Genomic DNA, 13,092 nt, shown 5'->3' with positions numbered 1-13,092 from the left:
GGCACTGCTTGGCGTCGCACGTCACCAGAATGATCCAACATCCCATCGGGCAGATCCCTAATGGACGTAAAACGACTGCTACTCGTGATCCCGCTCGCGGTTCTCGCCTACCTGCTGGTCATCCAGTGGAACCAGGACTACGGCCAGAGCCCCGTCGAGACCCAGGCACCGTCCTTCAGCGACAGCGCCACCCCTGACGCGAGTGACCAGAGCAACGACGACGAACAGGGCCTGGCGGCCCCGTCGAACCAGGCCAAGCCGGCGACCGACGGCACCAGCCCGGCCATGGCCGACGAGGCCGCGACCGACAATCGGCGCAGCCTGATCAAGGTCAGTACCGATGTGCTCGATGTGCGTATCGACCCCCGTGGCGGCGACATCGTCTATGCGGCCCTGCCCCAGCACAAGATGAGCCGCGATGCCGACCGGCCCTTCGTGCTGCTCTCGGATGGCAAGACCCGTAGTTACGTCGCCAAGTCCGGGCTCCAGCTCGAGGGTCACAAGGGACGGATCGTCTTCGATCCCGACAAGACCCGCTATACCCTCGCCAAGGGCCAGGAATCGCTGACCGTCGACCTGCACGCCACCGTCAACGGTGTCGACGTCATCAAGCGCCTGGTCTTCGATCGCAACAGCTATGCCGTCAAGGTCAGCTACCACCTGGACAACCAGGGCAAGACCCCGGTCACCGCCCGCTTCATCGGCCAACTGGCCCGCGACAACAGCCCCGATCCTTCCACCGGGGGTGGCGTGGGCATGAGCTCGTATCTGGGTGCTGCCTACTCCTCGCCCGACAACCATTACGAGAAGGTCGACTTCGAGACGATCCAGAACGGCCAGTTCAACAACCGCGACGTCCAGGGCGGCTGGGCCGCGATCATCCAGCACTACTTCACCTCGGCCTGGGTCCCGGAACAGAATCAGCAGAACCTCTACTACGCGACCACCGATTCCCGGGATCGTAACGTGGTGGCCTTCGCCGGCCCCACCGAGACCGTCGCCCCCGGCAGCGAAACGACGCTCGACGCCACCCTCTACATGGGGCCCAAGGTCCAGGAGCGTCTGGCCGCGGTGGCGCCCAACCTCGAGCTCACCGTCGATTTCGGTTGGCTGTGGTTCCTCGCCAATCCGCTGTTCTGGCTGCTCGACAAGATCCACAGCGTGATCGGCAACTGGGGCTGGTCGATCGTACTGCTGACGATCACCGTCAAGATCATCCTCTTCCCGCTCTCGGCCAAGGCCTACAAGTCGATGGCCAAGATGCGCAAGCTCGGCCCCGAGATGCAGCGCATCAAGGAGCGCTTCGGCGACGACCGACAGAAGATGTCGCAGGAGATGATGAAGTTCTACCAGAAGGAGAAGATCAATCCGCTGGGGGGCTGCCTGCCGATCGTCATTCAGATGCCGGTGTTCATCGCACTCTACTGGATGCTCAAGGAATCGGTGGAACTGCGTCACGCACCGTTCATGCTGTGGATCAACGACCTGTCGGTGAAGGATCCCTACTTCGTGCTGCCGATCCTCATGGGTCTCTCCATGTGGGTACAGCAGATGCTCAACCCGGCGCCGCCGGACCCCACCCAGGCGAAGATCATGAAGATGCTGCCGATCGTCTTCACCTTCTTCTTCCTGTGGTTCCCGGCCGGCCTGGTGATCTACTGGATCGTCAACAACAGCATCTCGATCCTTCAGCAGTGGATCATCACCCGCAAGATCGCCGGCGATCCTGCCCCCGCCAAGGGCAAGTAGTCCCCCGCCAACGATCTTCCCGGACCCCCGCCCTCGTGCGGGGGTCTGGCGTTTGAGAGCGGGATGACGACAATGGTTTCATCCCCAGGGAGTTCGATGACAATGCTCGATCAGCCTCTTTACACCCAGGACACCATCGCCGCGCTGGCCACCCCGCCGGGGCGTGGCGGGGTGGGCATCATTCGCGTCTCGGGGCCCGCCTGCCGGGCGATCGCCGAGAGCGTGCTGGGAACCCGCCCCGCCCCGCGCCATGCCGTCTACGGGCCCTTTCTCGGCGGCGACGGCCAGGCCATCGACGAGGGCATCGCCCTCTTCTTCCCCGGCCCGCACTCCTTCACCGGCGAGGATGTCCTCGAGCTGCAGGGCCATGGCGGTCCGGTCCTCATGGACATGCTGCTGGAGTGCTGCGTCACGCTGGGTGCCCGACTGGCCCGCCCCGGCGAGTTCTCCGAGCGCGCCTTTCTCAACGACAAGCTCGACCTGGCCCAGGCCGAGGCGATCGCCGATCTGATCGACGCCAGCTCCCGGGCCGCCGCGGAAAATGCCCTGCGCTCGCTGCAGGGGGCGTTCTCGGAGCGAGTGGCCGGCCTGGTCGAGCGCCTGATCGAACTGCGCATGTACGTCGAGGCAGCGATCGACTTCCCGGAGGAAGAGATCGATTTCCTCGCCGATGGCCATGTGGCATCGCTGCTCGCCGGCGTGCAGCACGAACTCGCCGAGGTGCGCCGCTCGGCGGGCCAGGGGGCGCTGATGCGCGAGGGCATGAGCGTGGTGATCGCGGGTCGCCCCAACGCCGGCAAGTCGAGCCTGCTCAACGCCCTGACGGCCCAGGAAACGGCCATCGTCACCGAGATAGCCGGGACCACCCGTGACGTGCTTCGCGAGCACATCCATCTCGACGGCATGCCGCTTCACGTGATCGATACGGCCGGCCTGCGGGACACCCCGGATGCGGTGGAGAAGATCGGTGTGGCCCGTGCCTGGGCGGAGATCGAGAAGGCCGACCGTGTCCTGCTGCTGGTCGATGCCACCACCACCGAAGCCACCGACCCGATGGCGATCTGGCCGGAATTCGTCTCGCGACTGCCCGATCCGTCGCGTCTGACCCTGGTGCGCAACAAGATCGACACCACCCGCGAAACCCCGCAAGGTGACTTATCCACAACCCCGCCGGTGGTCCGGCTCTCCGCCAGGACCGGCGAGGGTGTGGATAACCTGAAGGAACATCTCAAGGCGGTGATGGGCTACACGGCCACCACCGAGGGGCGCTTCTCGGCGCGGCGCCGCCACCTGGAAGCGATCGACCGGGCCGAGCAGGCGCTCGCCAACGGCGAGGCCCAGCTCCAGGGCCACGGCGCCGGCGAATTGCTCGCCGAGGACCTGCGCGAGGCCCAGCAGGCCCTCGGCGAGATCACCGGCGAGTTCAGCGCCGACGATCTGCTGGGCAAGATCTTCGGCGAATTCTGCATCGGGAAATAGCAGCCCCCTGGCTACTCGCCCACCCACCAGCTGGCCCGATGGCGTGCCGACCCGCCCCACAGCGGGACGAGGCGCGCCAGGCTGGCATCCAGTTCGTCGCCCAATCCCCAGGGCGGATTGAGGATCACCACACCGCTGCCCTGCATCCCGTGGGTGGCATCCGTCCCATCACTGAGGCGTATCTCGCTGCGCCAGAGCTTGCGGATGCCGGCGTCGCGGAGACGCTCCAGCAACGTCTCGTGACGGCCCGCCGGCAGCAGCGGGTACCAGATCACCACGACCGCGTGACGCGCCTTGCGCACGACCTTCTGCAGGGTCTCGGCCACCTCGAGGTATTCCGCCTTGCGTTCGTAGCTGGGATCGATCAACACACACAGCCGCGGCGTGCCAACCGGCAGCAGGCGTGTCAGCCCGGCCAGCCCGTCGCCGTGAATCCGCCGGGCGTTCGGCAGGTCGCCCTCCTCGAGATGACGATATTCGCCGGGATGCAACTCGAACAGGCTCAGCCGATCCTGAGGACGCAGTGCCTCGGCGAGCCACCAGGGCGAGCCGGGATAACGCTCGAGCCGCGATCGTCCCTTCTGACAGCGCTCGAGAGCCGTCAGCCAGCCCGTCAGCAGTTCATCGCCGTCCTGCAGGCGCTCCCGGGCCGCCCACAAGGGGGCGACGCCGTTCTGGTACTCCTTGAGTTTCTGCGTCTCGACACCGTCGAGCGGGTACAGGCCGCGCCCGGCATGGGTATCGATATACGTAACGGGCGATTCTTTACGTAAGAGATGCCGCGTTACCGCGAAGAGCGTCAAGTGCTTGTGGACGTCGGCGAAGTTGCCGGCGTGATAGGCGTGCTGATAGGCGAGCATGAGGGGTTCCTGACAAGAAAAAGGCCCGCCGATCGTCCTCGACGGGCCTGCGACGGCGTTGGACGTCAGCCCGACTGCTGTTGGGTCGGCGTCACGGTGATCTCGACACGACGGTTCTGGGCGCGACCCTGTTCGGTGTCGTTGCTGGCGACCGGCTGGCGCTCACCGTAGCCCACCCGCTGGATACGCTGGGACTCGACGCCGCCCTGGACCAGGTAGTCGCCGACGGCAGCGGCCCGGCGCTCGGAGAGGCGCTGGTTGTAGGCTTCCTTGCCGGTGCTGTCGGTATAGCCGGCGACCGTGATGCGGGTATCGGGATACTCCCGCAGCACGCTGGTCACGTCGTTGAGCGCCTGCCTGGCCTGCGCCGTCAGATCGCTGGAATCGAAGCCGAAGGTGACGCTGTTGGGCATGTTGAGGACGATGTCGTTGCCCTGACGCTGGACGCCGATGCCGGTGCCCTGAAGGCGATCGCGCAACTGGGCTTCCTGACGGTCCATGTAGTAACCGATGCCGGCCCCGGCGGCGGCGCCCACCGCGGCACCGATGGCGGCATGATCGCGGCGGCTGGTGGCGCTGTCACCACTGAGCAGACCGGCCACCGCCCCCACGGCGGCACCGATGCCGGCCCCGCTGGTGGCCTTGGCGGTCTGCTGCTCGCCGGTCTGCGGGTTGGTGGTCGAGCACCCGGTCACGGCCAGCGCCGCGGAGAGGGGAATCGCGAGCCAGAGTTGCTTGTGAATCATCCTTTGAAGTTCCTCGTTTCCATGGATTGCGCAGGGACATTGCCGGTCATCGATCGTCATCGAGCATGGCCAGCAGGTCGTTCAAGAATAACAGACCCAGCGAGGTGGCCTGCAGGCGCGACGGGCTTTCCAGCAGGAGGCCCTTGTCACGGGCGGCAGTCAGCCGCGGCAACAGCTCGTCGAGGGGGCGGCCGACATGCGCCGTCCACAGCGAGAGCGGCACGCCTTCGACGAGCCGCAGGGCGTTCATGGCGAACTCCAGCGGCAGTTGCTCGACGTCGATCGGCTCGCTGCCGGCGAGAAACCCACGCGGGTCCCGGCGACGCCGAAGATAGGCGTCGGGCTGCCGGCTCTTCCAGCGACGCTCGATGCGCCAGTCGCCCGTCTCCCCGACACGGCTGAGCTTGCCGTGGGCGCCCGCCCCGATCCCCAGATAGTCGCCGAAGCGCCAGTAGTTGAGGTTGTGTCGCGAGGCCTTGCCGGGCCTGGCGTAGGCGGAGATCTCGTAGCGTTCGAGCCCGGCCTCCTCGAGCCGCTCGTGGCCCGCATCCTGAATGGCCCAGAGGGTCTCGTCCTCGGGCAATACCGGCGGGCGCGAGTGGAACTCGGTATTGGGCTCGAGCGTGAGCTGATACCAGGACAGGTGCTCCGGCGCGAGCGCCAGGGCCTGGTCGATGTCGGCCATCGCACCGGCGAGATCCTGCCCCGGCAGGCCATGCATGAGATCCACATTGAGATTGTCGAAACCCGCCCGACGGGCGCTGTCGACGGCGCGTCGCGCCTCGTCGCCACCATGGATGCGCCCGAGGGCCGCGAGCTGGTCTTCCTGGAAACTCTGTATGCCCAGGGAGAGCCGATTGATGCCCGCCGCGCGATAGCCTTCGAAACGCCCCTGCTCGACCGTGCCGGGGTTGGCTTCCAACGTGATCTCGCAACCCTCGGTCAGCAGGCCGTGGCGCGAGAGCCTGTCGATGAGCCGCTCGTAAAAGTGCGGCGACATCAAGCTGGGCGTCCCGCCACCGATGAATACGCTCTGTAGCCTGCGTCCCTGCACCCCGGGCAACTCTTCGTCGAGATCCGCCAGCAGGGCCGTCAGGTAGTCCGCTTCGGGTAGCTCGGTGGTGCGGCCGATGCCGTGGGAGTTGAAGTCGCAATAGGGGCACTTCCGCACGCACCAGGGCACGTGCACATAAAGCGACAGGTCGGGAAGGCCGCTCATCGATCCAGCAGTTCCATCAGCTCACGCAGGGCGCGCCCGCGGTGGCTGAGCTGGTTCTTGTCCTCGGCACTCAGTTCGGCCGCGCTCACGCCTCGCTCCGGGACCCAGAAGAGCGGATCGTAACCGAATCCCCCCTCGCCCCGGGGATGGGCCAGGATCTCGCCCGACCAACTGGCCTGGACGATGCGGGGCACCGGATCGAATTCGTGCTGCAGCCAGACCAGGACACACCAGTAGCGAGCCGTGCGCTGTCCTTCGGGCACCTCGGCCAGGGCGGCGAGCAGCTTGCGATTGTTGGCCGTATCGTCCTTGGGTTCGCCGGCGTAGCGGGCCGAATGGATGCCCGGCGCACCCGCCAGCGCATCCACGGCGAGTCCCGAATCGTCGGCCAGGGCGGGCAGCCCACTGAGGCGGCAGGCATGACGGGCCTTGAGCAGCGCATTCTCGACGAACGTGGTCCCGGTCTCCTCCACATCGGTCACCGAAAAGTCGCCCTGGGGGCAAATCCGATAACCCCGCGGGGCCAGCAGCGCGTTGAACTCACGCAGTTTTCCCGGATTGCTGCTGGCCAATACCAAGCGTTGATCCATCTTCGAGCCACCTTCGTCATTTGGGTCTATACCCATTCTATAGGCTCAACCCATCCCCGAGGAACGCCAGCAACCGAGCCCGTGAACGTCATGGATAAGCAGGAGAAGACACGCACCCACGGTATGAGAAACCTCATCAAAAGTTGGTAAGAAACGGTTAGCAAAAAACACTTAGCTTCCTGATTTTTCTCCTACGCCACCCAGACTCGTTTTTTGGGCAGCCATGAGTTTACGACTAACCAACGATTTCATAAGCCGTTTTCGAATCCGTTAGGTAAATGGCCAGACGATATTCGATACCGCTATATGTACAGCCTTGTAACCTAACTTTACAAAAGGCGTGAGACCGACAAAGCTGAGTCAGACCTCAGCATGGGTATGTCGGGACAGCATAACGCCTCATAACAACACCCATACTTCTGGAGCAACGATCATGACCCAAGGGAATCCGTTGATTCTTCTGGTTACAGACTGTAACCCTCAGACGCAACTCTTCATGGAATACATCGCCGAGCGGCTCGATTGTCAGATCTCGGCGGTGGCCCCCCATGACAACCTCGACAATCTCGGCGACGACAAGGTGCTGGTGTTGCTCGATGCCGATCACGTCGATGAAAGCAGCATGCAGCAGTGGCACAGCAAGGCGGCCGAGAGCCGGGCGATGACCCTGGCCGCAATCAACCTGCGCGACGAGGACCACGCCGCCGATGTGCTGGCGTCACTGCATCTCAAGGGGGTCTTCTACCGACGCGACAGCATGGCGCTGATCTGCAAGGGCATCAGCGCCCTGCTGGATGGCGACCTGTGGATGTCCCGGTCGCTGATGACGCGGCTGATCGAATTCTACCGTCGTCAGCAGCTCAACGCCTATCGCCCGGTCTGCGGCCTGACCCACCGTGAGCTCGAGATCATCGGTCTGCTCGGTTCCGGCGCGTCCAATACCGAAATCGCCGACAAGCTGTTCGTCAGCGAACACACGGTCAAGTCTCATCTCTACAACATCTTCCGCAAGATCAAGGTGCACAACCGCATCCAGGCGATGAACTGGGCGCGCCAGAATCTCGGCGCCCCACCCCCCAGCCCCAACAAGCCGCAGCGGCGGTGACCGTCGTGAAGGCGCGGCTCGTGGGCGGCGTGCTGTGCGCGCTGGCAATGGCCCTGTCCGGGCATGCCCCGGCGCAGGACGAGGCTGTCGCCGGCGAAAGCGCGCACGTCACGCCCGTGCAACCGGATGCGCCCGAAGGCGAGGACGGGCCGGCCACCCAGACGTTAAAGCCCACGGGGCCCTTGCCGCTCAACGGACTGGTCGTGGACAGGACCATCACCATGATCGGCAAGACGTTCTACCAGCAGTTCAGCCAGCGTCGCCTGGATAGCGTGATCCTCAGCAACACCAATCTGGTGATCAACGAGCGTCCATCGGCGCGCTGGGGAAGCATCGTCTGGGTCGCCGAGGGCAACAGCATTCTCTACCAGGCCACGCTGACCCCGCGCCTGAGCGATGTCGACCAGTATGCCGCCGCGGCCGTCGGGCAGGTCGAACAGCTCATCCTCAGACGCAAGGTCATGCAGGCCCTGGAACAAAATGGCGATCTGGCCGACGACGAATGGTGAGTCGGGGATCCACGACAGGCACGAGGGAACCATCATGAAAATCCATCCACTTCTATTGTCGCTCGTACTGGCGGCGGGGGGCGCTCACGCCGGGGAACTGGTCTACCAGCCCATCAATCCGTCCTTCGGTGGCGACCCGCTCAATGGCAACTATCTGCTCAACAAGGCACAGGCGCAGAACGATACCAAGGATCCCGATGCGATCGACTACGGCAGTTACACCGAAACCGACCTGTTCATCCAGGATCTGCGCACGTCACTGACCAACAACCTGATCGAGGATGCGCTCAACAGTGGTGGCGGGGGCATCGTCGACTCGTCGGAGCTGAAAGTCACGGTGACCCCGGTCGGCTCCGGTTTCAAGCTGCAGATCCTCAACAAGCGGACCGGCGAAGTCACCGACGTGAATTTCAACGACCCTGCCCAGGCCATCAATTGAGACAAGGAGAATGACCATGAAACGCGTGACCTATCTCCTGACTCTCGGCCTGGCCGTGCTGCTGAGTGGCTGCTCGAGCATGGTGACCAACACGGAAGGCCTCGAGGCGGCGCCGGCCACACTGATGCCACGCTCGGGGACCTACAGCGACCTGATCAGTCTGCCCAGGCCCAGTGCCAAGATCTACGCCGCCGTCTACGACTTCCGCGACCAGACCGGGCAGTACAAGCCACAGCCGGCAAGCACCTTCTCCACCGCGGTCACTCAAGGAGGCGCGGCCATGCTCAGTGGCGCGCTGGCCGATTCCGGCTGGTTCGTCCCGCTCGAGCGAGTCGGCCTGCAGAACCTGCTCACCGAGCGCAAGATCATCAGGGCGACCCTCGAGCGTCAAGGCAACGCCGATGCCCTGGACTCGCTGAATGCCGCGCGCATCCTGCTCGAGGGCGGGATCATCGCCTATGACTCCAACCTGCGTACCGGCGGCGCCGGGGCGGAATACTTCGGCATCGGCGCGTCGGGGCAATATCAGGTCGATCAGGTCACCATCAACCTCCGCGCGGTGGACATCGCCACCGGCGCGGTGCTGGCCAACGTCACCACCAGCAAGACCATCTTCTCCCATGAGATTCGCGCCGGCGTCTACCGCTTCATCGACTTCAAGCGGCTGCTCGAGGGCGAGATCGGATATACCAACAACGAACCGGTGCAGATGGCCGTGATGTCGGCCATCGAGTCCTCGGTCATTCACCTGATTGCTCGCGGCATCAAGGACGGGCTCTGGAACCTGGCGAATCCGTCGGACATCGATGACCCGGTTCTCAGCGCCTATCTCGAGGCGCCGACTCCCATGCTCTAGCACTTTGCAATAGCCTTCTTGGCGCCCATCGGGGCGCCTTTTTCATGCCTGATCGCCCTTTTTCAGGACTACGTTTCTAAGCCTTTTCCAACACAAAGCCCATCGCCACCTAATGCCTGTTTCTGCAGGCCATTCATTACCTGTGAAGCGGAATCCATTAAACAATCCATCCCCAACTTCATGCTCGATTCCTATAGCGAGATTTCCGAAATGTATAAAAATGTAACCATACATTAACGGCGGGAATCGTCATGAAAACGTCAGCCCTGGCCCTGTTACTCGGAAGTTGCTTCATGGCCCACATCGCCATGGCCGAGGATCTCGCCATCGGCTCGGAACTCGAGCCCTCGTCAGCAGCCGCCTATCGCCAGGGTGGCAACGCTCTCGAACTGCAGCAGGAGGGCGCATTCAACCACGCCGGCAGCTATCAATGGGGGCAGTCCAATACCGCAATAGTCGCTCAAAGCGGTCACGCCAACGTCGCGCAGACCACTCAGCGTGGCTACGCCAATGAAGCGGCCATTCTTCAATCGGGCAGCTATCTACACGCCGATATCACGCAAAGCGGTATCGGACATGACGCCGAGATCATCCAGTCCGGTTACGCCAAGGAGGCGTCGATCGACCAACAGGGGATCGCCGGGAACGTCAGGGTCGTGCAACTGAGCAGCAGCAACACCCCCGTGACGGTAACACAGTACGCCAAGGGCAGGATGAACGTTCAGGTCATTCAACACTGAACGCGTTCGCGTATCGCTGAATTCAGCGATCAGGAAGGGGTAACGACAGGATGTCGTCAAGGGTAGCAAGTCGATCCATCGATTCCAGATCAACGAGAAGGGAACAATCATGAAACTCAAGATGACCATGCTGGCGGCCGCCATCGCACTCTCCGGTAATGCCATGGCCGACAACAACGACTCGAGTATCGAGCAGACGGGATACGGGAACAACGCCGACGTTTCCCAGAATTTCTCGTACTTCGGGGGTAGCCAGACGTCCACGATCAATCAGGAAGGTAGCTTCAATCGAGCCAGTGCCGATCAGACAGGCTTTCGCAACCAGGCGACTCAGCTTCAACAAGGCTGGGGCAACAACTCTCAGGTCTACCAGCGTGGGGCCTTCAACACGGCGACCGCCACCCAGTCCGGTATCGACAACACGTCGTCCATCACCCAGTTGAGCCGCAACAGCGAAGCGGTGGTCAACCAGACCGGCAGCAGCAACGACTCCTCGGTCTCTCAGGCCCGGGACGATTATGCGCAAGTCACCCAGAACGGCCTGGGCAACGCCTCCACGGTCACCCAGACGGGCTATGACGATGTCGCCATCGTCTCCCAGGACGGCAGTTACCATGACTCCACCATTCAACAGGGTGGACACGATAACTACGCGTCTGTCCAACAGAGCGGTACGGACCAGAACTCCAACGTGACCCAGCAGGATGAACGCAACGCCGCCTTCGTCACCCAGTCCGGATACCGCAACGATTCGGACATTGCCCAGCGTGGCGAGGACAATACCGCGACCGTCACCCAGTCCGGCAGTCGTAACGATTCCGACATCTCCCAGAGCGGCCGGGATCAAGTCGCCGTGACCACCCAGAGCGGCTACGGCAACGATGCCATCGTGCTCCAGGAAGGATGGGGCGACAACTACTCCTCCATCGACCAGACCGGCTACAACGACCTGGCCGACGTCCATCAGAGCGGCTGGAGCAACGAATCGGTGGTCAGCCAGAGCGCGGCATCCGGCATGGGCCTGTTCAACATGGCCCGCAATACCGCGACCATCGTCCAGCAAGGCTTCAACAACGCATCGGCCGTGAGTCAGACCGGCGGCGGCAACGTGGCCAACGTCTACCAGTACTGATCACGGCAGGCGCAACAACGGCGACACACGCCAGTGCCGAAACACCAAGGCCCCGCACCCGCGGGGCCTTTTTTCGAGCATCGTCGCCGAGTCACTGCAGGCGAAGGTGTTCCTGGATCAACCCCACCAGGGTGAGATTGGCGTTGTCCTGCGTGGTGTCGAGATGGACCAGATGCAGGCGCTCCTCGTCGGTGAAGTCCTCGAAATCGCGTTGCTGGCGTTGGAGTACCGCGAGCCCCGCCTCCGAGGGGTCGCCGCCCCGCCGGGCGCGCTTCTCGATGCGAGCCTGGAGCGTCGCCTCGTCGGCCTCGAAACTCACGATCAGCACCGGCAGGCCGCGCCCTTCCGCCTGGTGACGCAGCAGGTCACGCTGTTCTCGCTTCAGGCAGGTGGCATCGATACACACCGGCAGCCCCGCCTCGAGCAGCACGCCACTGAGCCAGGCCAGGTGACGATAGGTCCGCTCGGTGGCCTGCGGGGTATAGATATCCACAGCCTCCCGGGCGGTATCCGCCTGTGGATCGAATCCGTGCAGGCGCTTGCGTTCGATGTCCGAGCGCAAGCGTATGCTGCCCAGACGCCGGACCATCTCGCCGGTGAAGCGGCTCTTGCCGCTGCCGGAAACGCCCACCCCGATCACCAGATAGGGAAAATGGAATTCGGCATACTGCTCGGCGAGCGTCAGGTAACGGCGAAAGTCCGCCATGATCGACTGGCGATCGCTGGGATGCAGGTCCGGCTGGTGATAACGCAGCATGGCCACCTTGGCGCGGACCAACGCCCGGTACAGCTTGTAGAAGGACAGCAGGCGCACCAGTTCGTGATCGCCCGAGTGCTCCAGATAGCGATTCAGCGCGTGCCGCGCGAGGGTTTCCTCGCCACGCGCCTCCAGGTCCATGAGCAGGAAGGCCAGATCGCTGCCGACGTCGTTCCAGCGCAGCGCCTCGTTGAACTCGAGACCGTCGAAGACCAGCGCCCGCCCTGCGTGGCAGACGACGTTACCCAGATGCAGATCGCCGTGGGTCTCGCGCACGAAACCCTCCCGGTGACGGCGAGCGAACACGGCGTCGAGACGTTCGACGGCTTCGGCGACCCGGGTCTGCAACTGCGCGAGCCGGCGGCGATCGGAGTCACCGGACAGCCGTGCCTCGATCAGGGTGAACTCGCGCGCGAGGATGGCTTCGAGAGAACGCCGCGAACCGTACTCGCCCGCCTCCGACAAGCGCTCGGCCGAGTCGTGGAACGTCACCAGTTGATCGACCAGATCGTCGACCAGCTCCAGGGTCAGCTCGCCGCTCGCCTGAAGGTGGCTGAGCAGGTGGCGGTTGCTGAACTGACGCATCTTCACCGCATAGTCGATGGGCGCGCCCTCGTCGTTGACCCGAGGCGCCTCCGGCGAGCCCGAGATCGCCACCACGCCCAGGTAGAGATCCGGCGCCAGACGCCGGTTGAGGCGAACCTCCTGCTCGCAGAAATACCGCCGCTTGTCGAGGGTGGAAAAGTCCAGGAAGCTGCCCAGATCCAGCGGCTTCTTGATCTTGTAGGCGTAATCGCCGGTCAGCACGATCCACGAGACATGCGTCTCGAAGACCTCGATGGCGTCGACCGCGTGGTCGAAGCAGCGGCCGTCCCGCAAGGCGTCGATCATGGTCCGAGTCACGACAATCT

The 13,092-nt window shown here is 63.7% G+C and carries 13 protein-coding genes; 8 read left to right on the top strand and 5 right to left on the bottom strand.

Features of this window, described 5'->3' with window-relative positions; all coding sequences use genetic code 11:
• Positions 1-60: 60 nt before the first annotated feature.
• Complete coding sequence (gene yidC / locus D0901_RS08005) at positions 61-1,749, top strand: membrane protein insertase YidC (RefSeq protein ID WP_129139775.1); 1,689 nt, start codon at positions 61-63, stop codon at positions 1,747-1,749.
• A 102-nt stretch (positions 1,750-1,851) separates the two neighbouring features.
• On the top strand, positions 1,852-3,228 hold the full coding sequence (mnmE, locus tag D0901_RS08000) for a tRNA uridine-5-carboxymethylaminomethyl(34) synthesis GTPase MnmE (protein WP_129139821.1): 1,377 nt from the start codon (positions 1,852-1,854) through the stop codon (positions 3,226-3,228).
• A gap of 11 nt (positions 3,229-3,239) precedes the next feature.
• On the opposite strand, the gene D0901_RS07995 is transcribed toward mnmE, so the two are convergent.
• From D0901_RS07995 to rdgB, 4 genes are all read right to left on the bottom strand, one after another.
• Complete coding sequence (locus tag D0901_RS07995) at positions 3,240-4,088, bottom strand: 23S rRNA (adenine(2030)-N(6))-methyltransferase RlmJ (protein ID WP_129139774.1); 849 nt, start codon at positions 4,086-4,088, stop codon at positions 3,240-3,242.
• A gap of 65 nt (positions 4,089-4,153) precedes the next feature.
• On the bottom strand, positions 4,154-4,834 hold the full coding sequence (locus D0901_RS07990; protein WP_129139773.1) for a YiaD family glycine zipper/OmpA-like lipoprotein: 681 nt from the start codon (positions 4,832-4,834) through the stop codon (positions 4,154-4,156).
• A gap of 46 nt (positions 4,835-4,880) precedes the next feature.
• Entirely contained in the window at positions 4,881-6,053 is a 1,173-nt protein-coding gene (gene hemW / locus D0901_RS07985; protein ID WP_129139772.1) for a radical SAM family heme chaperone HemW, read from the bottom strand.
• Positions 6,050-6,643, bottom strand: a complete 594-nt coding sequence (rdgB, locus tag D0901_RS07980; protein WP_129139771.1) for an RdgB/HAM1 family non-canonical purine NTP pyrophosphatase — start codon at positions 6,641-6,643, stop codon at positions 6,050-6,052. The genes hemW and rdgB overlap by 4 nt, the downstream gene beginning before the upstream one ends.
• Positions 6,644-7,076: 433 nt before the next feature.
• On the opposite strand from rdgB, the gene D0901_RS07975 reads away from it, so the two are divergent.
• From D0901_RS07975 to D0901_RS07950, 6 genes are all read left to right on the top strand, one after another.
• Complete coding sequence (locus D0901_RS07975; RefSeq protein WP_129139770.1) at positions 7,077-7,748, top strand: LuxR C-terminal-related transcriptional regulator; 672 nt, start codon at positions 7,077-7,079, stop codon at positions 7,746-7,748.
• Positions 7,745-8,257 carry a CsgE family curli-type amyloid fiber assembly protein gene (locus D0901_RS07970; RefSeq protein ID WP_129139769.1) on the top strand — a complete coding sequence of 171 codons (513 nt, stop codon included), beginning with the start codon at positions 7,745-7,747 and terminating at the stop codon, positions 8,255-8,257. Before D0901_RS07975 ends, D0901_RS07970 begins: the two co-directional genes overlap by 4 nt.
• A gap of 34 nt (positions 8,258-8,291) precedes the next feature.
• Entirely contained in the window at positions 8,292-8,696 is a 405-nt protein-coding gene (locus D0901_RS07965) for a curli assembly protein CsgF (RefSeq protein ID WP_129139768.1), read from the top strand.
• Between the two features lie 16 nt (positions 8,697-8,712).
• Entirely contained in the window at positions 8,713-9,552 is an 840-nt protein-coding gene (locus D0901_RS07960; protein WP_203234825.1) for a CsgG/HfaB family protein, read from the top strand.
• 293 nt (positions 9,553-9,845) lie between these two features.
• Entirely contained in the window at positions 9,846-10,292 is a 447-nt protein-coding gene (locus tag D0901_RS07955) for a hypothetical protein (protein WP_162500839.1), read from the top strand.
• Between the two features lie 109 nt (positions 10,293-10,401).
• Positions 10,402-11,424: a hypothetical protein gene (locus D0901_RS07950; RefSeq protein WP_129139766.1), complete on the top strand. Its 1,023-nt coding sequence runs from the start codon at positions 10,402-10,404 to the stop codon at positions 11,422-11,424.
• Positions 11,425-11,515: 91 nt separating this feature from the next.
• Here the strand turns inward: D0901_RS07950 and D0901_RS07945 are convergent, their stop codons facing one another.
• Positions 11,516-13,084, bottom strand: coding sequence for a bifunctional aminoglycoside phosphotransferase/ATP-binding protein (locus tag D0901_RS07945; RefSeq protein WP_129139765.1), 1,569 nt, complete (start codon positions 13,082-13,084; stop codon positions 11,516-11,518).
• Between the last annotated feature and the right edge of the window lie 8 nt (positions 13,085-13,092).

Source organism: Modicisalibacter coralii (assembly GCF_004117855.1).
Lineage (GTDB): Bacteria > Pseudomonadota > Gammaproteobacteria > Pseudomonadales > Halomonadaceae > Modicisalibacter > Modicisalibacter coralii.
The sequence above is the reverse complement of the archived record's forward strand: the minus strand, read 5'-3'. Positions and strand labels throughout refer to the sequence as shown.